At 68.7% G+C, this 23,823-nt stretch carries 22 protein-coding genes; 4 read left to right on the forward strand and 18 right to left on the reverse strand.

All coding sequences use genetic code 11. The features are described from left to right. Positions 1–45: 45 nt before the first annotated feature. The 12 genes from IFE19_RS12320 to IFE19_RS12375 all read right to left on the reverse strand — a co-directional run bounded on the left by IFE19_RS12320 (position 46) and on the right by IFE19_RS12375 (position 12,213). Positions 46–576, reverse strand: a complete 531-nt coding sequence (locus tag IFE19_RS12320; RefSeq protein ID WP_207822724.1) for a phage tail tape measure protein — start codon at positions 574–576, stop codon at positions 46–48. After that, positions 569–832, reverse strand: coding sequence for a phage tail assembly chaperone (locus IFE19_RS12325; RefSeq protein ID WP_207822725.1), 264 nt, complete (start codon positions 830–832; stop codon positions 569–571). Before IFE19_RS12325 ends, IFE19_RS12320 begins: the two co-directional genes overlap by 8 nt. A 23-nt stretch (positions 833–855) precedes the next feature. Continuing rightward, entirely contained in the window at positions 856–1,866 is a 1,011-nt protein-coding gene (locus IFE19_RS12330) for a phage terminase large subunit family protein (protein ID WP_263972774.1), read from the reverse strand. Between the two features lie 132 nt (positions 1,867–1,998). Beyond that, positions 1,999–2,442 carry a hypothetical protein gene (locus tag IFE19_RS12335; RefSeq protein ID WP_207822727.1) on the reverse strand — a complete coding sequence of 148 codons (444 nt, stop codon included), beginning with the start codon at positions 2,440–2,442 and terminating at the stop codon, positions 1,999–2,001. A gap of 121 nt (positions 2,443–2,563) precedes the next feature. Next, positions 2,564–4,993, reverse strand: a complete 2,430-nt coding sequence (locus IFE19_RS12340) for a PAS domain-containing protein (protein WP_207822730.1) — start codon at positions 4,991–4,993, stop codon at positions 2,564–2,566. A gap of 28 nt (positions 4,994–5,021) precedes the next feature. Further along, positions 5,022–5,501, reverse strand: coding sequence for a YcgN family cysteine cluster protein (locus IFE19_RS12345; RefSeq protein ID WP_225910504.1), 480 nt, complete (start codon positions 5,499–5,501; stop codon positions 5,022–5,024). 49 nt (positions 5,502–5,550) lie between these two features. Continuing rightward, positions 5,551–6,240 carry a phosphate regulon transcriptional regulator PhoB gene (phoB, locus tag IFE19_RS12350; protein ID WP_207822733.1) on the reverse strand — a complete coding sequence of 230 codons (690 nt, stop codon included), beginning with the start codon at positions 6,238–6,240 and terminating at the stop codon, positions 5,551–5,553. 43 nt (positions 6,241–6,283) lie between these two features. Then, positions 6,284–7,033: a phosphate signaling complex protein PhoU gene (phoU, locus tag IFE19_RS12355; protein WP_207822735.1), complete on the reverse strand. Its 750-nt coding sequence runs from the start codon at positions 7,031–7,033 to the stop codon at positions 6,284–6,286. A 10-nt stretch (positions 7,034–7,043) separates the two neighbouring features. After that, a complete protein-coding gene (gene pstB / locus IFE19_RS12360; RefSeq protein ID WP_207822737.1) occupies positions 7,044–7,913 on the reverse strand; it encodes a phosphate ABC transporter ATP-binding protein PstB in 870 nt (289 codons plus the stop codon). A 4-nt stretch (positions 7,914–7,917) separates the two neighbouring features. After that, complete coding sequence (gene pstA / locus IFE19_RS12365) at positions 7,918–9,213, reverse strand: phosphate ABC transporter permease PstA (protein WP_207822739.1); 1,296 nt, start codon at positions 9,211–9,213, stop codon at positions 7,918–7,920. After that, positions 9,206–10,636, reverse strand: coding sequence for a phosphate ABC transporter permease subunit PstC (pstC, locus tag IFE19_RS12370; protein ID WP_207822741.1), 1,431 nt, complete (start codon positions 10,634–10,636; stop codon positions 9,206–9,208). The genes pstA and pstC overlap by 8 nt, the downstream gene beginning before the upstream one ends. A 152-nt stretch (positions 10,637–10,788) precedes the next feature. Next, positions 10,789–12,213 carry a sensor histidine kinase gene (locus tag IFE19_RS12375; RefSeq protein WP_207822742.1) on the reverse strand — a complete coding sequence of 475 codons (1,425 nt, stop codon included), beginning with the start codon at positions 12,211–12,213 and terminating at the stop codon, positions 10,789–10,791. 147 nt (positions 12,214–12,360) lie between these two features. On the opposite strand from IFE19_RS12375, the gene IFE19_RS12380 reads away from it, so the two are divergent. Further along, positions 12,361–14,646: an ATP-binding protein gene (locus IFE19_RS12380; RefSeq protein WP_207822744.1), complete on the forward strand. Its 2,286-nt coding sequence runs from the start codon at positions 12,361–12,363 to the stop codon at positions 14,644–14,646. Positions 14,647–14,659: 13 nt separating this feature from the next. On the opposite strand, the gene IFE19_RS12385 is transcribed toward IFE19_RS12380, so the two are convergent. Continuing rightward, positions 14,660–14,869, reverse strand: a complete 210-nt coding sequence (locus IFE19_RS12385) for a hypothetical protein (protein ID WP_105562892.1) — start codon at positions 14,867–14,869, stop codon at positions 14,660–14,662. A 14-nt stretch (positions 14,870–14,883) separates the two neighbouring features. Next, complete coding sequence (gene aceA / locus IFE19_RS12390; RefSeq protein ID WP_207822746.1) at positions 14,884–16,161, reverse strand: isocitrate lyase; 1,278 nt, start codon at positions 16,159–16,161, stop codon at positions 14,884–14,886. A gap of 154 nt (positions 16,162–16,315) precedes the next feature. Between aceA and IFE19_RS12395 the strand changes: the two genes are divergently transcribed. Next, a complete protein-coding gene (locus IFE19_RS12395) occupies positions 16,316–17,746 on the forward strand; it encodes a helix-turn-helix domain-containing protein (RefSeq protein WP_207822748.1) in 1,431 nt (476 codons plus the stop codon). Between the two features lie 180 nt (positions 17,747–17,926). On the opposite strand, the gene IFE19_RS12400 is transcribed toward IFE19_RS12395, so the two are convergent. The 3 genes from IFE19_RS12400 to IFE19_RS12410 form a co-directional block, all read right to left on the reverse strand. Further along, positions 17,927–18,760, reverse strand: coding sequence for a universal stress protein (locus tag IFE19_RS12400; protein WP_207822750.1), 834 nt, complete (start codon positions 18,758–18,760; stop codon positions 17,927–17,929). A gap of 77 nt (positions 18,761–18,837) precedes the next feature. Beyond that, on the reverse strand, positions 18,838–20,271 hold the full coding sequence (locus IFE19_RS12405) for a hypothetical protein (RefSeq protein ID WP_207822752.1): 1,434 nt from the start codon (positions 20,269–20,271) through the stop codon (positions 18,838–18,840). A gap of 68 nt (positions 20,272–20,339) precedes the next feature. Continuing rightward, positions 20,340–21,329 carry a WYL domain-containing protein gene (locus tag IFE19_RS12410; RefSeq protein ID WP_225910266.1) on the reverse strand — a complete coding sequence of 330 codons (990 nt, stop codon included), beginning with the start codon at positions 21,327–21,329 and terminating at the stop codon, positions 20,340–20,342. A 93-nt stretch (positions 21,330–21,422) separates the two neighbouring features. On the opposite strand from IFE19_RS12410, the gene IFE19_RS12415 reads away from it, so the two are divergent. Both IFE19_RS12415 and IFE19_RS12420 read left to right on the forward strand, forming a co-directional pair. Beyond that, the gene (locus IFE19_RS12415) at positions 21,423–21,665 is read left to right on the forward strand and encodes a hypothetical protein (RefSeq protein ID WP_207822754.1); all 243 of its coding nucleotides are present in this window, start codon (positions 21,423–21,425) and stop codon (positions 21,663–21,665) included. Between the two features lie 97 nt (positions 21,666–21,762). Next, positions 21,763–22,341 carry an HdeD family acid-resistance protein gene (locus IFE19_RS12420; protein ID WP_207822756.1) on the forward strand — a complete coding sequence of 193 codons (579 nt, stop codon included), beginning with the start codon at positions 21,763–21,765 and terminating at the stop codon, positions 22,339–22,341. Here the strand turns inward: IFE19_RS12420 and IFE19_RS12425 are convergent. Beyond that, positions 22,319–23,785, reverse strand: a complete 1,467-nt coding sequence (locus tag IFE19_RS12425; protein WP_207822758.1) for an amidohydrolase family protein — start codon at positions 23,783–23,785, stop codon at positions 22,319–22,321. The genes IFE19_RS12420 and IFE19_RS12425 overlap by 23 nt on opposite strands. Positions 23,786–23,823 lie beyond the last annotated feature (38 nt).

Consider the following 23,823-nt stretch of genomic DNA (forward strand, 5'->3'; position numbering starts at 1 on the left):
TTGCTGCTTGAGCCTTTGACTTGGGTCTCGCTCGGCCCCTTCTCGCTACATCCTTCGCGCGCCAAGAGCCGTGGCCCGCGCCAGCATCCGCGCGATCTGCGCCTCGGATCGCAACAGGCCCTGCGCCCCGCCGTCCACGCTGACGTTGACCGTGACCCCCGCACCGCCGCCCATCGGTTCGATGCTTCCCGTACCGGCCGGCCGGAACACCTCCGGCCCGCGCTCGCCGACCAGATAGGCGCCCCCGCCCAGCACCGGCCCGCCCTCAGCCCGCGCCCCGCCGAAACCGCTCATGATTGCGGAGATCGCGTCCGACAGCCCGCCCTTGCCGCCCGATCCCGCCGCCGCATTGACCGCGTTCAGCACCGCCCGCGCCAGCTCGGCCAGCGTCACTTCACCGTCCGCCGCCGCCCGCGTCAGCGACCGCGTCAGGCTCTCGCCCGCCCGGCCGAACGCCTCCTCGATCGAGGCCGCCGCCCGCTCTGCCGGCTCCCGCAACCCCTCCAGAGCCTGCGCCGCCTCCGCCGCCTTCACCGGCACAGCGTCGATCCCGTCCGGCCTGAAACTGTCAGTCATCCGGCCACATCTCCTTCATCCGCTCCAGCTCTCCGCGCCCCAGCGGCGCGGCCTGAACCGGCCCCCCTGTCAGCATCCGCCACTCCTTCAGCGACAGCCGCCAGAAGCCTTCCGGTCCCACGCCCAGATGCGCATAATCGCGCGGCGTCCACCGCGCCCGACCCGCGCCGGTCAGGGCGATCAGCGGCCCCGCCCGACTATCCTTGGTTTCAGGCGCAGCGATGCGCCGCCGACCGAACGGTCGTCGCCAATCCATGTGGTTCTCCTTTGAATGTCGCGCTAGAGCGCCCGCAGCCTCGGCTGCGTCTTCCCGACCAGCAACAGGTGCGTCAGCGCCCACACCAGGGCGTCCGCGCGGTCGGGGCTTTTCGCCCCCGCCGCCTCGCTCCCCAGCGCCATCATCTCCTCTTCCAGCGCCGGAAACGCCCCGCAATGGACCACCCGCCCCTGTTCATAGAGGGCCGCCACCGGCTCGGCCCGCGCCTTCTTCGATCGGCTGGCGTGGACCAGCTTCACCTGCGCCGGACAGTCCGCCTGGCCCAGCAGGGTCCGCACCATCTCTCCGCCCTGATTGGCCTCGGCCAGCACCAGGTCGGCCTCAAATTCTCTCGCCGTCTCGGCCACGCGCTGCGCCCACCCGGCGGGCGACAACCCCCGCGCCGAACGGTCCGCCAGCACGTATCCCGTCTTATCCTTGCGCCCCGCCGCCACGATGCCGCAGGCGTCGCCGTGGGCGCTGGCCGGCGGGTCCACCGCCACCACCACCCGCTCGAATCGCGCCGGTCGGCTCCCTCGCGCCCGCGCCAAGTCCTCGGCCCGGAACAGAGCGCCGTCGGCCTCGACGATCAGCCCCTCCATCTCCTGCGCCTCCAGCCGCGTCCCGGCGTAAAGCGCCTTCAGATGCGACAGGAAGCCCGGCGCCAGATTGTCCGCATTATCCTTCGTCGCTAGGCGCGCCTTCACCACCCCCGGCTCGGCCAGCAAGCGTCTCAGCGCCGCAATCGGCCTCGGCGTCGTCGTGATCGCCAGCTTCGGGTCCGCCCCCAACCGCAATCCAAACCTCAGGTTCGACAACGTCGCCTCCGCGTGTCGCCAAGCGCAGAACTCGTCCGCCCAGGCCGCATGAAACTGCGGCCCCCGCAAACTGTCCGGGTCCTCCGCCGAGAAGGCATAGGCCGCCGAACCGCTCGGCCAGATCAACCGTCGCCTTCCCGCCTCCCAGCGCGGCCGGTTGTCCCGCGGCGCCTGCGCCTTCAGCCCCGACGGCCCCTCGACCATGACCTCGCGCACGTCGTGCAGCGCCGGCCCGACCAGAGCAAAGGTCCGGTCCTTGCCCCGCGCCAGTTCGTTCAGCCAGAAGCCCCGGCGAAGGTCTTGCCCGACCCCCGCCCGCCCAACAGAACCCAGGTGCGCCAGTCCCTGTCACGCGACCAGAACTGATCCTCGGCCAGCCTCGGCGCCGCCCTGATCCCCGCCCTCAGCGCCCGGATCTTCTTCTCGCGCGGCAGGCTCTCGAGCCAGTCCAGCAGCAAGGGACTTGCGTTCGAACCCTCCGACAAGATGATCGATACGGGCGAAGAATTCGGCCTGGAGCCCGACCAGTTCGGCGTCGCTGACATCACGATCGTCTTCGCTCATTTCATCCTCTTCGGGGTTCCGGTTCTTGCGGGCCGGGCTCAGCGTCAACGCCGCCACCGCCTTGGCCGTCCGCGCCATCACGCCGATCGCCCGCGCCCGCTTCTCGGCCTCGGCCACGTCGGCCGGCGCCTCGGCGGCGGCCACAACCGCGATCGCCTGATCGGTCAGGGCCTTCAGCCGGTCGAAAACCGCCTCCAGCCACTCCGTCTCATCCGCTTTTCCCGCCATGCCTGAACCATAGCCGAGCAGCGTCCTCAGGCTGGCGAACAGCCGCCAGCACGGATCAATCCCGGCAAATTACGGGGTTTGCGCCCGCCGACTGCGACAGCCGTTAGACGATAGCGTCAGATCAGCTCGCCAGCGCCGCCGGATCGCCACCCGCCAGCCAGTGGGCCAGGGCCCCGGCCAGCTCGGGAATCTGGATCGGCTTGGCCAGATGCCCGTCCATGCCGGAATCGAGGCAGCGCGCCACCTGATCCGCCTGGACGTTGGCCGTCAGCGCCAGGATCGGCGTGCGATGCCCGGTCCCCGCCTGCATCCGCCGGATTTCGCGCGTCGCCGTCAGCCCGTCCATGACCGGCATGTGCACGTCCATCAGCACCAGGTCATAGGTTCCCGTCTGCATCGCCTGCACCGCTTCGGCGCCGTCGCAGACGGTGTCGATCTCCAGCCCCAGCCCGCGCAGGATGGCGCTGACCAGCTCCCGGTTCCCCGGCGCATCGTCAGCCATCAGGATACGCCGTCCGTCCATGCCGCCCGGCGCCACCAGATCTTCGTCGCCGCTGACCAGCCGTCCGACCGCCCCGCCCATCGCGCCGCCCTCGGTCAAGGGCGCCTCGAACCAGAAGGTCGCCCCCTCGCCCGGCTGGCTGTCGACGCCGATCTCGCCGCCCATGATCTCGATCAGCCGCCGCGAAATCGCCAGCCCCAGGCCGGTGCCGCCATAGACCCGCGTGGTCGAGGCGTCGGCCTGCGAGAACCGCTGGAACAGGACCTCGATCTTCTCGGCCGGAATGCCGATGCCGGTGTCCGTCACCGCCACCCGCAACCGCCAGCGTCCTTCGGAGTCCGCCGTCCCGCCAACCCGCAACGTCACCCCGCCCTTGCCGGTGAACTTCACCGCATTGGACAGGAAGTTCAGCATGACCTGGCGCAGCCGCCCGGCGTCCCCGGTCAGCACCTCAGGCATGGCCGCATCAACCACCACCTTGAGGTTCAGCCCCTTGGCGACGCACTGCCCTTCGACGATGGCCGCGGCCCCGTCGACCAGGGCCGCGACCTGGAAGGGCTCGGGGTCCATCTCGATCGCGTTCGCTTCCAGCTTGGAATAGTCGAGGATGTCGTTGATGACCCCCAGCAGGGCCTCCGACGCCGTGGCGATCCGCTCGACATAGACCCGCTCCTCGTCCGGCAGGGCCTCCGACGCCTGCAACAGGCCCGAGAAGCCGATCACGCTGGTCAGGGGCGTGCGCAACTCATGGCTCATGTTGGCCAGGAATTCGCTCTTCACCCGCGCCGCCGCCTCGGCCGTCTCCTTGGCCTCCAGCACCTCGGCTTCCAGGGCCTTGCGTTGGGTCATGTCGCGGATCACCACCACCACGTCGTCGACGTGGCCGTTCTCGTCCCTCAACGCCTTGAAGGTGCACTCGACCCAGACGACCGAGCCGTTCTTGTGCACGGCGCGGTGCTCCAGGCGCGTCGGCTCACCGGTCTTCACCGCCTTGCCGATGGCCCCCAGCACCAGATGCCCGTCCTCGGGATGGACATAGTCGGTCGACTGGCCGCTCATTTCCTCGAAGGTCCAGCCCAGAAGCTGCTGGATGGCCGGCGAAATATACTTGCTCGACCCGTCCATCTTGACGCGGGTGATGACGTCGCCGGTGTTCTCGGCCAGCAGGCGATAGCGCCGCTCATTGGTCTGGGCGGCCCGCAACAGGCGCTCGCGCTCGGTCACGTCCTGCAGGACCCCGAACAGGGCCACGACCCGGCCTGTCGCATCCCTTTCGGTCGCGCCCTCGGCGGCGACCACCCGCTCGACCTCGTCCGTCCCGATCAGCCTCAGCTTGAAGCTGTAGCCCTCGCCCGTCTGCAAGGCCCGCTCGACCAGGCGCTGGATCTCGGCCCGATCATCGGCGTGATAGTGGCCGAAGACATCTTCCAGCGAGGGTGAAAACGCCCCCGGCGCCACGCCGTGGATGCGATAGATCTCATCCGACCAGCTCACGTCGCCCGACGTGACCTCATAGCGCCAGCGCCCGACCCCGACCATGTCTTCGGCCAGGCGCAGGGTTTCCAGACGCGCCGCCTCCTGACGCATGGCTTCCGCGTGTTCCACCAGCTGCCCCGCCAGGCCCGCCAGCTCCAGGATCAACCGCACCTGCGCCTCGGTGGGCGCCGACCTCGGCTTGACGTCCATGACGCCGATGGCGCCGACCGGCGCGCCGTCCGGCGTACAGACCGTGGCGCCCAGGAAGGCCCGCACATAGGGGGGGCCCACGACCATCGGATGCTTGCAGAAGTCCTGATGCGCCAGCGCGTCCTCGACGACCACCACGGCGCCCGGCCCCATGCCCACCAGGACATGACTGACGCTCTCGAGCCGCGGCACGCTGGTCTCATCCAGACCGACGCCGGCGCGAAACACGGCCAGATCGTCGTCCAGCACCGCGATCATGGCGTGCGGCGTGTCAAAGGCCGCACAGGCCACAGCGGTCAGCCGGTCGAACGCATCCCGTCCGCCCGTCTCACCCGATCCCGTCTGCGTAACCACGATCGCCATACCGCCCCTTATCCCCGCGCCCGACGAATTATTCGTTAGCGTCGCCGCCTCGCTCTGTCCGCCATTCCGGGGCTTCGAAATCCAGGGCGTCTTCCGCCTCCTTCAGCGCCAGTTCCGACACCGTCTGACGCCGTACCGAAACACCGGCCGTATGCACGGTCTCCGGATCGCCAGAGACCAGAGGGTGCCACCAGGCCAGGCCTCGCCCCTCATGGATACGCCGATACCCGCACGACTTCGGCATCCACTCCAGCGCCTCGATATTGCCGGGCGTCAACTTGATGCAGTCCGGCACCTGCGCCTTGCGGTTGGCGTAGTCCGAACAGGCGCAGGCCTCGGTGTCAAACAGCTTGCAGTGGACCCGTGTCGGGATGATCTCGCCGGTGTCCTCGTCCTCGAAGCGAATGACGCAGCACAGGCCGCACCCGTCGCACAGGCTCTCCCACTCGGTCGGAGACATCTCCGCCAGCGTCTTGGTTTCCCAGAAGGGTTTCATGCGCGGGGCTATACGCGCCTGCGCCCGACATGTCGCCCCTCCCATGTCGAGACGAGGACGCCTAGTTGTTCAGGTCCAGCGAATACCCCGCCGAACGCACGGTGCGGATCGGGTTGACCGTGCCCTCGACGTTCAGGGCCTTGCGCAGGCGACCGACGTGGACGTCCACGGTGCGGGCCTCGACATAGACATCCGAACCCCAGACGGCGTCCAGCAACTGTTCACGGCTGAACACCCGGCCGGGGTGCTTCATCAGGTGGTCCAGCAGACGGAACTCGGTCGGGCCGAGGTGGATTTCCTTGCCCGCGCGGCGAACGCGGTGGGCGACGCGGTCGATGACGATGTCGGCGTGATTAACCCGGTCGTCGGCCAGGCCCGGACGGATGCGGCGCAGCACCGCGCGGATGCGGGCGGTCAGCTCGGTCATCGAGAAGGGCTTGGTCATGTAGTCGTCGGCGCCGGTGTCCAGGCCGCGCACGCGGTCGGTTTCCTCGCCGCGCGCGGTCAGCATGATGATCGGCAGATTGCGGGTCTCGGCCCGGCCGCGCAGACGACGGCAGACCTCGATGCCCGACAGCTTCGGCAGCATCCAGTCCAGCAGCACCAGGTCCGGCAGGCGCTCGTCGACCTGCAGCAGGCCCTCCTCCCCGTCGGCGGCGACGGTCACGTCATAGCCTTCCTTCTCCAGATTGTACTGAAGCAGGGTGGCCAGGGCGTCCTCGTCTTCCATCACCAGAATATAGGGTTGCACGTCAGGCTCTCCGGTCGGTCGAAGTCGTCAGCAGGAAGGGAAGTCAGGCGTCCGTCGGATCGGACGGCGGGGTCGAGATGTGCGGCGTCGGCGTGGGCTCTTCGCCTGGACCAGGCACGGCCTTGGGCCGTTCACCCAGCATTTCCTCGCCGGTGATCTCATAGTGGACGGTCTCGGCGATATTGGTCGCGTGGTCGCCGATCCGCTCCAGGTTCTTGGCCATGAACAGCAGATGGGTGCAGGCCGTGATCGTGCGCGGGTCGCCCATCATGTAGGTCAGCAGCTCGCGGAACAGGGCGTTGTAGTGCTCGTCCACCTCGTCATCGGTGCTCCACACCGACAGGGCGCGCTCGACCTCCGAGGCCGTATAGGCGTCCAGCACGTCGCGCAGGCGGGTCGAGACCAGACGCCCCATCCGCTCGATCGAGCGGGTCAGGGGCTGCATCGGTTCGCCCTCGGCCAGGATCAGCGCCCGCTTGGCGATGTTCTTGGCCAGGTCGCCGGTGCGCTCCAGATCCGAGGCCAGCTTCATGGCCCCCAACGTCCGGCGCAGATCAGACGCCACCGGCTGACGCAGGGCGATCAGGCGGATGGACTTCTTCTCGATGTCGCGATGCAGGGCGTCCAGGCGGTTGTCGCGCTCGACCACCGCCTTGGCCAGCGCCACATCGCGGCGCGCGACGGATTCGATGGCGTCCGCCACCTGGGCCTCGGCCAGACCGCCCATGCGGACGACCTCGGCCGTCAGTTGGTTCAGTTCGTCGCCGTAAGCCTTGACCGTATGCTGGTTCATGCTCGCGCCCTTAGCCGAAGCGGCCGGTGATGTAGTCGAGCGTGCGACGCTCGCGCGGGTTGGTGAAGATCTCTTCGGTGTCGCCCGTCTCGACCAGCTTGCCCATGTGGAAGAAGGCCGTGCGCTGCGACACGCGGGCCGCCTGGGCCATCGAGTGGGTGACGATGACGATGCAGTAGCGCTCGCGCAGTTCGTCGATCAGCTCCTCGATCTTGGCCGTGGCGATCGGGTCCAGCGCCGAGCAGGGCTCGTCCATCAGGATCACTTCGGGTTCGACCGCGATGGCGCGGGCGATGACCAGACGCTGCTGCTGGCCGCCCGACAGGCCGGTGCCCGGCGAGTGCAGGCGGTCGGCGACCTCGTCCCACAGGCCGGCGCGCTTCAGCGCCTTCTGGACGATGTCGTCCAGCTCGCCCTTGCTTGAGGCCAGACCGTGAATCTTCGGCCCATAGGCGACGTTCTCATAGATCGTCTTGGGGAAGGGGTTGGGCTTCTGGAACACCATGCCGACCTGAGCGCGCAGCAGCACGGGGTCGATCTTGCGGTCGTTGATGTCGCCGCCATCCATCTCGATCTCGCCGGTGACGCGGCAGCCCGGAATGGTGTCGTTCATGCGGTTCATGGTCCGCAGGAAGGTCGACTTGCCGCAACCCGACGGCCCGATCAGGGCCGTGACGGTCTTGTCCGGGATGTCCAGCGAGACGCCGAACAGGGCCTGTTTCTCGCCGTAGAAGACGGAAACGTCGCGCGCGGCGATCTTGATCGGCCCCAGGGGCGCCGAGGCATGGGCGCCCACGGTCGGGGCGGTCGTCAGGGGCGCGGCCCCGGCGGAACCGCCGTCGGCCAGACCCTCGGGGGCGCGGAAGATTTTGGACATCATAAGACTACCACCGACGTTCGAAGCGCCGGCGCAGCAGGATCGCGGCGGCGTTCATGACGATCATGAAAGCGAGGAGCACAAGGATGGCGGCGGCGGTCCGCTCGTGGAACGCGCGCTCCGAGGCGTTCTCCCAGATGTAGATCAGCGAAGGCAGGGCGCCGACCGGCTCGTCGATGGCGTGCGGCACGCCGGGGACGAAGCTGATCATGCCGATCAGCAGCAGGGGCGCCGTCTCGCCGAGGGCATGGGCCATGGCGATGATCGAGCCGGTCATGACGCCTGGCATGGCCAGGGGCAGGACGTGGCCGAACACCGTCTGGGTGCGGCTTGCGCCCATGGCCAGGGCGGCCTCGCGGATCGACGGCGGCACGGCCTTCAGCGACGAGCGCGTGGCGATGATCACCGTCGGCAGGGCCATCAGGGCCAGGACCAGACCGCCGACCAGCGGGCTGGCGCGCGGCAGGTGCATGAAGTTGATGAACAGGGCCAGACCCAGCAGGCCGTAGACGATCGACGGCACGGCGGCCAGGTTGTTGATATTGACCTCGATGATCGCGGTGATGCGGTTGCGCGGCGAGTATTCTTCCAACCAGACGGCGGCGCCGACGCCGACCGGAATGGCGATCAGGGCCGTAACCAGCAGCATCAGAGCCGAACCGACCACAGCGCCCAGCAGGCCCGCCAGCTCCGGCTGGGTCGAGTCGCCCTTGGTGAACAGGGCGGTGTTGAAGTGGGCGCGAACGGCGCCCGAGGCCTTCATCCGGTCCAGCCAGGCCATCTGCTCATTGCTGATACGGCGCTGGTCCTCGGGCGTAGCCTTGGAGATCTCGCCCTTCAGATAGAGGTCGGCGTTGTCGGACAGGGGGGCGGTGACCGGAACGGTCTGGCCCAGCAGGCTGGGCTGGCGCGCGATCATGCCCGCCGCCTGGAACTTCAGCTCCGACGAGAACAGGGCCTTCATGGCCGCGGCCTTGGAGCCTGAGGCGTCGTCCTGGACGCCCAGGCGACGCAGCTGCTGTTCGGCGACGATCTGCTCGAAGTTCGCGCCCTGCGGATAGGACCGGTCGATACGCGACGCGTCCATGTGGACCGGCAGGGTGACGCTGTGGCTGTAGAAGGCGGTGCGGCCCTGCATGATGATGCTGCCCAGCAGGATCACCAGGAAGACCAGGGCGAAGCCGATGGCCGCGCGGCCATACCACTTGAAGCGGGTCTCGCGGGCGTAGCGACCGCGCAGACGGGCCTGCAGACGCTGGGTGCGCGGGCTGACAGCGCTCGGATTCTGGGCGGCGTCAGTCATACTGTTCCCGATAGGCTTGCACGATGCGCATGGCGACGATGTTGAGCAGCAGGGTGACCACGAACAGGGTCAGGCCCAGACCGAAAGCGGCCAGGGTCTTGGGGCTGTTGAACTCCTGGTCGCCGGTCAGCAGGGTGACGATCTGCACCGTGACGGTGGTGACCGTATCCAGCGGGTTCAACGTCAGCTTGGCGGCCAGGCCGGCGGCCATGGTGACGATCATGGTCTCGCCGATGGCGCGCGACACGGCCAGCAGGAAGGCCCCGGCAATGCCCGGCAGGGCGGCGGGCAGCAGCACCTTCTTGACCGTTTCCGACTTGGTGGCGCCCATGGCGTAGGAGCCGTCGCGCAGGGACTGCGGCACCGCGTTCATGATGTCGTCGGACAGGGAGCTGACGAAGGGGATCAGCATGATGCCCATGACCGCGCCGGCCACCAGGGCCATCTGGTTCTGCACCAGCAGCAGATATTGGCCCATGCCGTCCAGCGGCCCGCCGACCAGCCAGCCGCCGATGGTGTTGAAGAAGACGCGGAACGCCGGGCCGACGGTCAGGGCGGCGAAGAAGCCGTAGACCACGGTCGGCACGCCCGCCAGAACCTCGAGCATGGGCTTGACCACGGCGCGGGTGCGGCGCCCGGCGTATTCCGACAGATAGATGGCCGAGAACAGGCCGATCGGACCCGCCACCAGCATGGCGATCAGCATGATCAGGAAGGTGCCCGCGAACAGGGGCACGGCCCCGAAGGCGCCCGACGAGCCGATCTGATCGGCGCGGATCGCCATCTGCGGGCTCCACTTGGTCCCGAACAGGAACTCGGTGACCGGCACAGAGGCAAAGAAGCGAAGGCTGTCCCACACCAGGGAGAAGATGATGCCGACCGTCGTCAGCACCGCCACCGCCGAACAGGCGAACAGGACCAGGCTGATCCAGCCCTCGACCTTGTTGCGTGCGCGCAGGTCGGGACGGATGCGAACGAAGACGAAGACGCCGCCCAGGACGGCCGCGATCAGGGCCGCGACGCCGCCGCCCCAGTTCAGGGCCGACGAAATGCTGTGGGCGCGACGACCTTCGGCGGGCAGTTCCTCGGCATAGGGGGCGGGCCAGATCTGCTGGGCCTCAAGCCCCTGGCCGATACGGCGAGCGTCCGAAAAGAAGGCCTCGCGACGGAAGGGCTCCAGCTGGACGATGCTTTCCGGCGCGCCGGCGGCCAGCATCTGGCGCTCCAGCGGCGCCGAGAAGATGGAGGCGGCCGCCAACATGACCAGAGCCGGCATGCCGACCCAGATCAGGGCGTAAAGGCCGTGTTGACCGGGACGCGAATGGGCCTTCGCCCCCGCGCTGCGGCGCGTCGCCAGCGCGCGCCCGCCCAGATAGGCGAGCCCGGAGAAGGCGATCAGCAGTAACAGGAAAATCCAGATCATCCGGGTCCGTGCACGCGTGAATCATTAACGTGCCGGGTCCGGCGCGTTTCGGCCGGGAAACTGCCTGTGATTGGCGAGCGGAATAAGACGGCTGCGTGACAGTTCTGTTACGACGCCCGTCCTCCGTGTCGCAGCCTATGTCGCACCCCGGCTCAGGACCCTGCGCCGCCCGACGGGTCGAGCTCGCGCGCAGGCGCCAGGGGGAAGCAGGCGGCGAAGATCGCGCCCTGCCCCAGGGCGCTGTCCACGCTCAGACCGCCCCGGTGACGGATGATGATGTGGCGCACGATGGCCAGACCCAGGCCGGTGCCCTGACGCTCGCCGCTCTTCTGGCCCTCGACGCGATAGAATCGCTCGGTCAGTCGCGGCAGGTGCTCGCGCGCCATGCCGGGACCGTGGTCGCGCACGGTGACGACGGCGTATTTCAGCCCCGCCTCCCGGTCCGGCGTTTCCAGCGACAGACGCGTCCCCTCGGGCATGCGCGCCGCCATGGCTTCATCCAGGGTGCGGCCGCGATCGATGGACAGTTCGACGACCCCGCCGCTGCTGGAGTATTTCAGAGCGTTGTCCACTAGGTTCTGAATCACCTGAACGATCTCGTCGCGGTCGCCGGTCACGGTCGCGCCGCCCTGGCCGAGATTCGCCCTGATGGTGACGCCGCGCTCGCGCGAGATGACGCTGACGGCGTCAACCACGTCCGAGGCTGCACGCGCCAGATCGACACGTCCCAGGGGCGCGATGTGTTCGTTCAGCTCGATGCGGCTCAGCGACAGCAGGTCCGCGACCAGACGGCCCATGCGATCAGCCTGGATGGCCATGATATCCAGGAACCTGTCGCGCGCCTTGGGGTCGTCCTTGGCGTGGCCCTTCAGCGTCTCGATGAAGCCGGACAGGGAGGCCAGGGGCGTGCGCAGCTCGTGGCTGGCGTTGGCCAGGAAGTCGACGCGCATCATCTCCATGCGACGGGCGTCGGTTTCGTCGCGCAGGGCCAGCAGGGCCAGGGCCCCGACGCCCCACAGATGGGCGTCCCGCTCCGGCAGGGGCCGTATGAAGGCGCGCCAGTGTCTTTCCTGGGCGCCGCCCCCCACATAGTCGACCGTATTGCTGACGGCGCCGAACAGGGCCTCGTCCACGGCCTCCAGCACCTTGGGATCGCGGATCACCGAGACCAGAAGCCCGCCGCCTGCGCCGTCCAGACGGAACAGCTCGCGCGCGGCGGCGTTGGCCAGGGCGATTCGCCGTCCGGCGATGTCATCGGCCTCTCCACCGCTGACGATCAGAACGGGATCGCCCAGGGCCTCGAAGACATCGCCCAGCAGGGCGCCGTCGGGCGCCAGATCGGCCGTCACGCTGCCGTCCAGGTCGCTGATGCTGACGGGGGCCGGCGGACGGCGATTGACCAGCCAGGTCGCCGTCGCCACAGCCGCCGCCCCCGCCGCCAGCCAGCCCGCCAGCTCCGGCTTCATCACCGCCAGCACCGCCATGACCAGGATGGCCACCCCGCCGCTGGCGCCGGCGGTCCAGAGCCGGGACGAGGCGGTGGGCGCAACAGGGGAAGGCGAATGCTCGTACGGCATAGGGATCGACGTTATCTCATTGTTCAGCGACAGCCCCTAACCTGTCAGAAATACGGGGTCATCGACCGGGCGTCGGGATTCTTTCGCTTAGCTTAGTTTGTTCACCGATTTGCGGCAGTCACGACGACAGACCGAGGGGTTTCTGACGTGAATACGATCCTGAACTGCCTGGTTCAGCAACACGACTGGCGCATCCTGCCATTCGCCCTTCTTGTCTCTGTCTTCAGTCTTCTGATCGCCCTGTCCCTGTTCGATCGCGCCCGCAGCGTGGCGCGGCGCTCGCGGCGAGTCTATCTGATCGCCGCTCCCCTGGTGGCCGGGCTGGGCGTGTGGAGCACCCACTTCATCGCCATGAAGGCCTATGACGTCGGCGTTCCGGTCCGTTACGAGGTCTGGGAAACGGGCGGTTCCCTGCTCATCGTCGTCTTCGCCTTCTACATCGCCATGCATCTGGCCCTGGCCGAGGCGGGCCGCATCGGCCGAATCGTCGCCGCCCTGACTTGCGGTCTGGGCGTCGCCGCCATGCACTTCCTCGGCATGGGCGCCCTGCGCCTGTCGGGAGCCGTGCTGTCGTGGAACGCTCCTCTGGTCGTGCTCGCCGTGGTCGGCGGTCTGGCCCTGGTCGGCGCCATGGCCTTCCTGCCCTGGCGAGGCGGAATAAAGCGGGTGATCGGCGCCACCGCCCTGGGCGCGCTCAGCGTCTGCTGGCTGCACTTCGTGGCCATGAGCGCCGTGGTCATCACCCCGACGCCCGGCGTGCTGCTGCCGGTCGCCGCCTTCGCCGAGACCGCCCTGACCGTCTGGATCGGCGCCAGCGTCGGCCTGCTGGTCGTCATCGCCGCCTTCCTGACCGCGATGGTCTGGTGGTCGCGCCACAGCGCCCTGGGCCAGCTCCGCGAGGCCATCGAGGCCATGCCCGACGGCCTCGGCTTCTACGACGCCGACGACCGGCTGGCGATCTGGAACCAGCGCTACGCCGACGTGAACCCCGAGGTAGCCAGCGCCCTCAAGGTCGGCGTGACCTTCCGCGAAATCCTGGAAGCCGGGCTGAAAGCGGACATCTATCCCTGCGCCAGGGGCCGGGAACAGGCCTGGATCGCCGAACGCATGGCCAACCGGCGTCGGCCCCAGGGCGCGATGGAGCAGAATGTCGGCGATCGCTGGCTGAGGGTTCAGGACCGCCGCACGGCTGAAAAAGGCACGGTCACGGTCTGCTCCGACATCACCGACATGAAGCGCGACGCCCAGGCCCTGGCCGAGGCGCGCGACGCCGCCGACGCCGCCAACCGCGCCAAGAGCCAGTTCCTGGCCAATATGAGCCACGAAATCCGCACGCCCCTGAACGGCGTCATCGGCGTGGCTCAGGCCCTGGCCCGCACCAACCTGGACGAGCAGCAGCGTGAGATGCTGGACCTGATCCACTCCTCCAGCCGCACCTTGCAGACCCTGCTCAGCGACATCCTGGATCTGGCCCGTGTCGGATCAGGCCGGCTGGAGTTGGGCGACGAGCCCTTCGACCTGGCCCGCGCCACCGAGGAGGCGGCCCAGCTCTACGCCGCCGCCGCCCGCGACAAGGGTCTGCAATTCGTCGTCGAGGTGTCCCCCGAGGCCCGCATATGGGTTCACGGCGACGCGGTTCGCCTGAAACAGATTCTGACCAACCTGGTGTCCAACGCCGTCAAGTTCACCGCCGCCGGTTTCGTCAGCCTGACGGTCGATGCCGGGCCCCAAGGCCTGCGCTTCGTGGTGCAGGACACCGGCATCGGCTTCGACGCCGAGACGCGCGAGCGGCTGTTCAGCCGCTTCGAGCAGGCCGACGGCGACATCACCCGCCGCTTCGGCGGTTCGGGCCTGGGCCTGGCCATCAGCCAGGAACTGGCGGCCATGATGGGCGGCGGCCTCGGCTGCGAGAGCGAGCCGGGCGGCGGCGCCGCCTTCATCCTGACCCTGCCCTTGCGCCCAGCCGAGGCGCCCGTCGCCCCGACCGCCGCCCCCCCGGTCGAGGTCCCTTCCAGCGGCGAAGGGGGACGTCGCCTGCGTATCCTGGTCGCCGACGACCACCCCACCAACCGGCGTGTGGTCGAGCTGATCCTGGATCAGGCGTCGGTCGAACTGGTCGCCGTCGAGGACGGCGCCCAGGCGGTCGAGGCGTGTCGCGCCTCCGCCTTTGATCTGGTTCTGATGGACATGCAGATGCCCGTGATGGACGGCCTGACCGCTACCCGCGAGATTCGCCTGCACGAGGTGGCCATGGGCATGGCCCGCACCCCGATCGTCATGCTGACCGCCAACGCCCTGCCCGAACATATCGCGGCGGGGATGGACGCCGGCGCCGACCGCCATCTGGCCAAGCCCTTCAGCATCGAAGCCCTGCTGGCCATGGTGGCCGAGTTGACGGCGGACGCGCCTCAGGCCGCCAGCGCGGCGGCCTGAGGGTCTTCTTCTCCTACTCGTAGCCGTGGGCGGCTTCGTTGATGACCTGACTGGGCATGGACGAGAAATCCACGCTCAGAGGCCTGGCGGCCTTGGCCTCGAAGGTCTTGAGCACATGCTCCAAGCGGCGGCGCACCTCGCGTTCGGCCTCGGTCGATCCATCCAGCGCCAGGGGCGCCAGGCAGAAGTCGATGATGGCTTGCGGACGGGTCATCGGTTCCATGTCTCTGTCCTTTCCTATGCGGCGTGGAACTGGGCGGTTTCGGTCGAGTCCTTCAGGGCCGTGGTCGAGGACTGGCCGTTCGAGATCACCGTGGCGACCTGATCGAAGTAGCCGGTGCCGACCTCGCGCTGGTGACGGGTGGCGGTATAGCCCGCGGCCTCGTTCGAGAACTCGCGCTGCTGCAACTCGGAATAGGCCGCCATACCGCGATCGCGGTAGCCGTCGGCCAGCTCGAACATCGAGTTGTTCAGGCTATGGAAGCCGGCCAGGGTCACGAACTGGAACTTGTAGCCCATGGCCCCCAGCTCGCGCTGGAACTTGGCGATGGTGGCGTCGTCCAGCTTGGCCTTCCAGTTGAACGAGGGCGAGCAGTTGTAAGCCATCAGCTTGCCCGGATGCTTCTTCTGGATCGCCTCGGCGAACTTCTTGGCGTCGTCCAGATCGGGGTGCGAGGTCTCCCACCACAGCAGGTCGGCGATGTTGGCGTAGGACAGACCGCGCGCGATGCAGTGGTCCAGACCCGTGCCTTCCTTCAGGCGGAAGAAGCCCTCGGGCGTGCGGTTTTCGCGGTCGATGAAGGGCTGGTCGCGCTCGTCGATGTCCGAGGTGATCAGCTGGGCGCTTTCGGCGTCGGTGCGGGCGACCGTGATGGTCGGGGTGCCCATGACGTCGGCGGCCAGACGGGCGGCGACCAGATTGCGCTCATGCGCCTGGGTCGGGATCAGAACCTTGCCGCCCAGGTGGCCGCACTTCTTCTCGCTGGCCAGTTGATCCTCGAAGTGGACCCCCGCGGCGCCGGCCTCAATGAAGGCCTTCATGATCTCGAAGCTGTTCAGCGGCCCGCCGAAACCGGCCTCGGCGTCGGCGACGATGGGGGCGAACCACTCGCGCTTGGCGCCGCCCTCGGCATGCTCGATCTGGTCGGCCCGCTGCAGGGTGCGGTTGATGCGGCGGCACAGTTCCGGCGCGGCGTTGGCCGGATACAACGACTGGTCGGGGTACATGGCCCCGGCGGTGTTGGCGTCGGCGGCGACCTGCCAGCCCGACAGATAGATGGCCTTCAGACCGGCGCGAACCATCTGCATCGCCTGATTGCCGGTGACGGCGCCCAGGGCATTGATGAAGGGCTCGTCGTGCAACAGCTGCCACAGACGATTGGCGCCGCGCTCGGCCAGGGTGTGGGTGATCGGCACCGAGCCGCGCAGGCGCAGAACGTCCTCCGGGGTATAGGGGCGTTCGATGCCGTCGAAGCGGCCGGCGGGCGAAGGAACCAGATCAGCGAAGGTCGTCATGTTCGTCTCGGCTTTGAAAGGGCGCGGCAGCAGCCGCCGTCACCGAACCAGAACACGCCGCCGTCACGATTGACACAGCACGATCCGCACGATTCAAGTCAAACAGTCACATCATGACACTTGCCAATCAGTCATATCGTGACATCATCGCGCCATGAACGCCGCCGCCGATCGCAAACTCTTCCTCGGCGGCCGCCTGAAGCGGCTGCGGCGCGACCTCGGCCTGTCGCAGACGGCGATGGCGGGCGATCTGGGCGTCTCGCCCTCCTATCTGAACCATATCGAGCGCAATCAGCGACCCGTCTCGGCCCAGTTGCTGCTGCGCCTGGCCGAGACCTATGACGTGGACCTGCGCAACCTCGGCCAATCCGGCGGCCCGGCCTCCGAGGCGGAACTGGCCGAGGCCTTCGCCGACCCCCTGTTCCAGGGCCTGGCCGTGCCGCGCCACGAGATCGTGCAACTGGCCGAGGATCAACCCGCCGCCGCCGACGCCATTCTGAGGCTTTACCGCGCCTTTTCCGACCGCCGCGTGCGCGACCGGGCCGAGGCCGAGGTGGCGGGCGCCGCCTCCCCCGCCGACAGCCCGTCGGAATGGGTGCGCGAATACATTCAGAGCCGCCACAACCATGTCCCCGAACTGGATACGTTGGGCGAGGCCCTGCACGACGCCCTGAAGGCCGAGGCGTCTTCGCCGGACGAGAGCTTCGAGGCCCTGGCTCGCGCTCGCCTGTTCGCCCGCCACGGCCTGACGGTGCGCACCCTGCCCGCCGAGGTCATGGTCGAATGGACCCGCCGCTTCGATCCGCACCGGGGCCGTCTGCTGCTGTCCGATACGCTCGGCCCGTCGTCGCGCGCCTTCGCCGTCGCCTGCCAGCTGGCCCTGATGGAGCATGGCGCCGAGCTTCAGGCCCTGACCGAGGCGGCCAATGCGCCCGACGCCCCGACCCGCAACCTGCTGAAGACCTCGCTGACCAACAGCCTGGCCGCCGCCATCCTGATGCCCTACGCCGCCTTCCAGCGCACGGCGGAAGAGACCGGCTACGACCTGGCCCGGCTGCAGGCCCGCTTCGGCGTCGGCTTCGAGCAGGCGGCGCACCGACTGACGACGCTTTCCCGGCCAACGGCCAGAGGCGTGCCCTTCTTCCTGATGCGGGTCGATCAGGCGGGCAACGTCTCCAAGAGGTACGCCTCCGGCGCCTTTCCATTTTCGCGCTTCGGCGGGGCCTGTCCGCGCTGGCGGCTGCATTCAGCCTTCCGCACGCCCGGCCGCGTTGTCACGCAGATCATCGAGACGCCGGATGGATCGCGCTGGTTCACCCTGGCCCGCACCGTGGACCGCCAGGGTCAGGACGCCTTCACCGAGGGTCAGGACCTGGCCATCGGCCTGGGCTGCGAGCTGAAGCACGCCCACCGGCTGATCTATGCGCGCGGTCTGGACCTGCAAGAGCCCGAGGTCACCCCCATCGGCCCCGCCTGCCGCCTGTGTGAACGCCACCCCTGCGCCGAACGCGCCGCCCCGCCAGTCGGCCGCGCCCTGACCGTCGACGACTGGTCCAAGTCGGTCAGCCCGTATCCGTTCGCGTAAGACGCCCTTCTCCCCTTGAGGGAGAAGGTGGCCCCTCAGGGCCGGATGAGGGGTGTCGGCGCAGCCGGTAGATTTTGTATCGATCCAACGTGACGGCCAGCATCGGATAGGCGCCGCACACACCCCTCATCCGTCAGGCTTCGCCTGCCACCTCCTCCCTCAAGGGGAGAAGGGATGATCTTAGTGCGCCAGCAGCAGGGCCGCCGGGCTCTCGGTGATCAAGGTCTGGGTCACGCCGCCGAAGATCCACTGACGCATCCGCGCATGCCCCCAGGCTCCGCTGACGATGGCGCCGGCCTTCATCTCGGCGGCGCAGTCCAGCAGGCGACGGCCCGCCGCGCGGTCGTCATGGGCGCGAGCCTCAGCCTCGGCCTTGACGCCGTGACGCCGCAGCCAGGCGGCCACGTCGGCGGTGCGCAGCCGGGCGCCGTCCATGTCCTCGGGATCGCACAGTTCCAGCACGCGCACGCTCTCGGCCTCGCGCAGCAGGGGGATGGCGGCCACCGCGGCCAACCGGCTCTCGCGGCTGTCGGTCCAGGCCAGCAGCACCGGCGCGCCCGCGACGGCCCGCGCCGGGTTCGGCGGCACGATCAGAACCGAGCGCCCGGCCCGCATGGTCAGGTCGGAGGGAACAGGCGCGCGCCAGCCGCTGGCGTTGGCCGCGTCGCGCCCGACGATCAGCACGTCGGCGGCGCGGGCGTGCTTGACCAGCAAGCCGGTCGGGTCCCCCACGTCGGCGCGCCATTCGCACGACACTCCAGTCTTTGTCGCGATCTCGCGGAACCGCGCCTCGGCGCCCTTCAGCGCGCTCTCGGCCCGCTCGTGCTGGGCGCTCAGCACCTCGCCCAGAAGGATGCCCGCACCATAGGCGTCGGCCATCGGGGTTTCGGGCGCGCAGGCCGACACCCCGATCAGATGAGCGCCGTGCGCCTTGGCCAGAGCGGCGGCCTGTTCGATCCGCTGCGTGTTGTCGGGCTCGTCATCGACATAGACGATCAGGCTGGACCAGGTCATGGCGACCTCCTCTCGTTCCAGAACGATAGAACGCCTGAGCCGAGGTTCGGTCCTTGATCCCGATCAAATAACAACGATCAGACCAGCACGACCTTGCCGTTCTCGACCCGGTGCGGGACGCCGGCCCTGCGGAACAGGCTGGCGATCTCGGCGGCCGGATCGGTCGCGCCCTGATCCAGCATCCGTTCGACCGTCTGCGCCAGCGACGGATCGCCCGAAACGCGGGTCAGGGCGTCCAGCCATTCAGCACGGCTCAGGACCCCGTCGTCGCGGTTGGCCGCCAGCACCGGACGCAGAAAATCGAACCAGTCGCCGCCGTCTCGCCGCTTCTGCGCCCCCTCAGCCGCCATGGCGAAGACGGCGCCGCAGGCGTAGTAGGCCCGATGCTCGCCCCGGTCGCCGGCCTCGGCCACAGGCTGGCGCGCCAGATCGATGCAGTCGTCCACCTCGGTCTGCAGTTCGGCGCGATCGTCATAGGCCGGGTCCAGCGCCTTCAGCGCCCGCACGGCCATCAGGTCGGCCCCGCCCTCGGTGATCCAGGCGTCGCGCGCGAACTTATAGCGCACCGCCTGCCCCAGCCAGAAGTGCGCGCTCTCGTGGCCGATGAACCAGCGCGAGCGTTCCAGCACCTGCTGGCTGGGGTTCAGCACGCCCACGCCTTCGAACTTCATGACGATCAGGCCGGGCAGGACGCTGCCGCCCATGCTGGACAGGCGTTCGGTCGGGCCGTTCCAGCTGACCATGACGGTCGAGGTCTCGCTGCCGACGCCCGGCGCGCCGAGACGACGCAGATAGTAGTCGCCGACATGAGGGGCGAAGCTGCGGATCTCCTCGCCGATCCACGGCGGCAGGTTGGGGTCTATGACCGTGGTCAGTCCCCTGCCCGGCGTCACCCGCGCCTGCCCCAGCAGGACATAGGAGCGCTCGCCGGTCGTGGTCAGGTCAGCCCGACGCTCGCCGTTGAACAGCACCGGCCCGGCCGTATCGCGCCAGGTGACGGTGGAGGCTCCCCCTTCCAGATCAACGCCGTTCAGGTCCGCCGGCATGGCTTCCGCCGCCTCGACCGACGGCAGGGCGAAGACGTCGAACTGGCGCGTCGGCAGGGCCACCGCGCCATCGGAAAACGTCAGCGTGCCATACTCCGCCTCCAGATAGACGGCCTTGGGCTTCAACGAAAAGCGGACGTGACGCGGCACGGGACCGCCGTCCAGGCTGCGGATCACGTCGTAATGGCCGCGCCGCTCCATGACGACGCCGGGCGTCTCGAGCGCCCACTGCGTCGGCCGCCAGGGCTGACGCACGTCCGTCATCAGGGCCGAGTCCATGAAGGCCCAGACGAACGCATCCCGGTTGAAGACGTAGTCCGCCGTCCAGCGATCGCCGTCGCGCGTGACCTCGACCATCGGCGCGGCGCGGGCGTCCCAGGTCCCCGGCGGCAGGGGCGCGGCGGCGCAGGCGCCCAGCAAGGCGGCGGCCAGAACAGTCGAGACGGCAAGGGCTTTCAAACGCAAGGCGACGGACTCCATACGGTTCAGCTCGAACATAGCCGCCACCAGCGCGGCGTCAGCTTACGGATTGCTCAGGATTGCGCCCGGGACAGGGCGCGTCCCGCCGCCGCCAGTTCCGCCGCCATGACCGCCTTCAACCGCTGCGGCGCCTCGATGGTCGCCTGCTCGCCCCAGGTGAACAGGTGCCAGGCCAGTTCGCGCATCCCCGAGGCGCGGAACCGCACCAGAACCGATCCGTCCGCCTGATCCTGGATGGCCTGGGTCGGGTGCCAGCGCCAGCCGCGCGCCTCAGCCGCGCCCTCGGGGGCGATGCGCAGCACCACCTCCTCGATCTCGTCCTGATAGATGCCGAAGGACTGGCTGGCGAAGGCGGCTAAGTCGAAGTCGGCGGGCGGGCGCGCCGTCCCCTCTCCCGCCTCGACCGAACTCATGCGGTCCAGTCGGAAGGTCTGGATACGCCCGCTCTCGCGATCCGCCGCCACCAGATAGTTGGCCCGTCCGAACATCAGGCCGCAGGGGGCCACGCTGCGGCCGCGCGCCTCGGCGCCGGGGCGGGCGTAGATAAAGCTGAGCGGCCGCTCGGCCAGAACCGCGCCGCGGATCTCGGCCAGCACCGTCTCATCGGCGGTGGGCCGCGGCCCGGCCTGGACGGCGATGGTCTCGGCCCGCACCAGGGCTTCCAGATCGGGGGCCATGCGGTTCAGGGTGGTCGAGCGCATGGCCGCCTTGACCTTGCGCTCCAGCCCCTCCAGCGCCGCCGCCCGCGCCGGTTCGCCCGCCGCCCGCAACGCCGCCGCCGCCTTGGTCAGTTCCAGCATCTCGGTCGCGGTCGGCGCCTGCTCGAAGGCGGACAGACCGCCGCGAATGCGCCAGCGCTTGCTGGGCGGATCGCTGATCTCCTCGACCTGCGGGAACAGCATCAGGACGGCGTCGCGCATCCGCTCGGCGGTGCGGCGCCCGACCCGCAGCTGCCCCGCCATCTCGTTCAGCGTCAGGCCCTCGGCGCTGGCCGCCATGCCGCGCGCCAGATCGATGACCATCGCCGCCTTGTCATGCCGCAAGAAACTTCTCCACAGAACTACGTCCGAAACTGACGCAATGCTGTCGCATCCTCTCAACATCAGCAAGAGGCAATCGCTTCAGGAGATCACGACATGGCCTTCGCCCGCACCCCGACGGTTCAAAAGCCCGCCAAGAAGACCTTCGCCGACCGCTACATGATCGTGCCGTGCGAGGCCGAGGGCGACCTGGCCGTCATCTGGGATCGCCAGGAAGAACAGGTCGTGGACGTGATCTCGGCCTCGGCCAGCAGCCGCTACTCGGACGAGGACGCCCTGTGGGACGAGTTTCACGCGCCCGCTGCAGCCGCTCATGCCGACTGGCGTATGGCGGCCTGACGCCTGGCCTGGTGAGAATACCGAGACGGGAACCCGGCTCCCCATCCAACGTTCGCCGAAGCATGACCATTCCGGTCATGCTCGAGGGGAGCTACCGATGACATCGTCCCACACCGCCGCGCCTTCGCTGGAAGGCCTCGTCAAATCCGCTCTGCATCGCTCGTGGTGGCTGCTGCTGTTGCGCGGGATCATCGCCGTGGCTTTCGGGGTCGCCACCTTCGTGTGGCCGGGTATCAGCCTGGTCAGCCTGATCCTGGTCTACGGAATTTACGCCGTGGCGGACGGCATTCTGGCCCTGATCGCGGCCATTCGCGGCGGCGGCGTCGCCCCACGCTGGTGGCTGGCCCTGGGCGGGATCGCCAGCCTGGTCGCCGGGGGACTGGCCTTCGTCTGGCCGGGTCTGACGGCCCTAGTCCTGGTCTATCTGATCGGCTTCTGGTCGATCATGCGCGGCGTTCTGGAAATCGTCGGCGCCATCCGCCTGAGGAAAGAGATTCCCAACGAATGGTCCCTGGGCCTGGCCGGCGCCCTGTCGGTCATCTTCGGCCTGATCCTGGTCTTCGCACCGGGCGCGGGGGCTATGGGTCTGCTGTGGCTGATCGCGGCCTGGGCCGTGCTGTTCGGCCTGCTGCTGATCTGGGTCGCCTTCCGGGTCAGGAAGCTGGCGAAGGCGTAAAACGGGCGTTGCGCGCCGTGACTCGGGCACGGATCTCGGCGCGCATCCGTTCCAGCTCGCCCGCATCGATCAGGCGGCCGCGCAGAACCACGGCCTCGGCGTCGCGCGTGGCGCTGACGTCCGCCAGAGGGTTCACTTCCAGCACCAGCAGGTCAGCCGACTTGCCTGCCGCCACCGCACCGTAGCGCTCGCCCTGGTTCAGGAAGCGCGGCCCGTCCACGACCGACCCCATCAGGGCCTCGCGCGGCGTCAGCCCCAGCTTGACGTAAAGCTCCAGCTCGTCGTGCAGAGAGAAGCCCGGATAGTTGAAGGAGTTGAGGAAGCCCGCGTCCGTCCCGGTCAGGATGACCACACCCGCGTCGCGCAACATGGGCAGGGTGCGGGCGGTGACGTCCTTGACGAAGTGGCGGTCCGCTACCTGCTGCGGCGTGGCCTTGGCCGCCCGCTCGACGCGCCAGGCATAGGTGGCGCGGATGCCCGGCCCGACATAGGCCAGGCCGTCGTCGTGCGAGTGGTCGTCCAGATCGAGGTTCGCCAGCGTGGTCGAGCCATAGAGGGTCGACGACACCGCCGTGCCCAGCTCCCTCAACCGCGCATAGACCCGCCGCGCCGTCTCGACATCGAAGGTGTCGGCATAGCGCCGCATGGTCTGGGCGTAGGTGTACTTGCCAGCCAGATAGTCCGCGGCGATGGCCGCCTCGTCCTTCGAGCCCGCCTTCATGGCGTAGTCGAGGTGCTCGATGGACGACAGGCCCGCCTCGGCGGCCTCCAGCACGGTGATGCTGGCCGGGATGTGGGCCGAGGTCTTCATGCCCCGCTTCTTCGCCTCGCGCACGGCGTAGAGGAAGAGCTCGGGTTTCAGGGTGTTGTCGGTGATCTTGACGAAGTCGACGCGCAGGGCCTGCAGCCGGTCCAGGGCCGCGTCCACGTCCGCCTCGTCGCCGGTCTCGATCACGCCCTTCCAGACGGGAGCGATGCCCTCGATCTTGGGACCGGAGGTGAAGATGCGCGGGCTGTCGGGCATCGGCGGATTGTCGCGCCAGTCCAGCACCTGCTGCGCCAGGTCGCCCGCAGCGTCGCGCACCGCGACCACGCCGTTCACGACGTATAGCGGCATCAGCTCGGCGTTCTCCTCGATCAGGGCCTCGCCCCCGCCGAAGTGGACATGCATGTCCCACAGGCCCGGCATGACGTAGCGGTCGCCCAGGTCCTGCGTCCGCGTGGCGCGATAGCGATTGGCCTGGCTTTCAGGAAGGACAGCGACGATGTCCCCGCCGCGCACGGCCACCAGTTGATCGGGCGTCGTCGTCCCCTTCTCGACATCGACCACCGTGGCCGAGGTCAGCAGCAGGTCAACGGTCTCAACCGGGCTTTCAACGGCCGTCAGGGGTGCCGTGGCGCAGGCGGACAAGAGGGCGGCTGCGGCGATCAGGATGGTGCGCATGACCATCCGCTATAGGCCGCTCATCTCGCCCGGCAAGC

Origin of the sequence: Brevundimonas pondensis, assembly GCF_017487345.1 — a bacterium.
GTDB classification, from domain to species: Bacteria; Pseudomonadota; Alphaproteobacteria; order Caulobacterales; family Caulobacteraceae; genus Brevundimonas; species Brevundimonas pondensis.

Bases quoted from the DNA above. Each gene is read 5' to 3' on its own strand.
- IFE19_RS12340 (WP_207822730.1), bottom strand. From the start codon at position 4,993: ATGGCGATCGTGGTTACGCAGACGGGATCGGGTGAGACGGGCGGACGG.
- pstB (WP_207822737.1), bottom strand. From the start codon at position 7,913: ATGATGTCCAAAATCTTCCGCGCCCCCGAGGGTCTGGCCGACGGCGGT.
- IFE19_RS12415 (WP_207822754.1), top strand. From the start codon at position 21,423: ATGGCCTTCGCCCGCACCCCGACGGTTCAAAAGCCCGCCAAGAAGACC.
- IFE19_RS12375 (WP_207822742.1), bottom strand. From the start codon at position 12,213: ATGCCGTACGAGCATTCGCCTTCCCCTGTTGCGCCCACCGCCTCGTCC.
- IFE19_RS12320 (WP_207822724.1), bottom strand. From the start codon at position 576: ATGACTGACAGTTTCAGGCCGGACGGGATCGACGCTGTGCCGGTGAAG.
- pstC (WP_207822741.1), bottom strand. From the start codon at position 10,636: ATGATCTGGATTTTCCTGTTACTGCTGATCGCCTTCTCCGGGCTCGCC.
- IFE19_RS12420 (WP_207822756.1), top strand. From the start codon at position 21,763: ATGACATCGTCCCACACCGCCGCGCCTTCGCTGGAAGGCCTCGTCAAA.
- phoU (WP_207822735.1), bottom strand. From the start codon at position 7,033: ATGAACCAGCATACGGTCAAGGCTTACGGCGACGAACTGAACCAACTG.
- IFE19_RS12335 (WP_207822727.1), bottom strand. From the start codon at position 2,442: ATGGCGGGAAAAGCGGATGAGACGGAGTGGCTGGAGGCGGTTTTCGAC.
- IFE19_RS12425 (WP_207822758.1), bottom strand. From the start codon at position 23,785: ATGCGCACCATCCTGATCGCCGCAGCCGCCCTCTTGTCCGCCTGCGCC.
- IFE19_RS12325 (WP_207822725.1), bottom strand. From the start codon at position 832: ATGGATTGGCGACGACCGTTCGGTCGGCGGCGCATCGCTGCGCCTGAA.
- IFE19_RS12395 (WP_207822748.1), top strand. From the start codon at position 16,316: ATGAACGCCGCCGCCGATCGCAAACTCTTCCTCGGCGGCCGCCTGAAG.
- IFE19_RS12400 (WP_207822750.1), bottom strand. From the start codon at position 18,760: ATGACCTGGTCCAGCCTGATCGTCTATGTCGATGACGAGCCCGACAAC.
- aceA (WP_207822746.1), bottom strand. From the start codon at position 16,161: ATGACGACCTTCGCTGATCTGGTTCCTTCGCCCGCCGGCCGCTTCGAC.
- pstA (WP_207822739.1), bottom strand. From the start codon at position 9,213: ATGACTGACGCCGCCCAGAATCCGAGCGCTGTCAGCCCGCGCACCCAG.
- IFE19_RS12385 (WP_105562892.1), bottom strand. From the start codon at position 14,869: ATGGAACCGATGACCCGTCCGCAAGCCATCATCGACTTCTGCCTGGCG.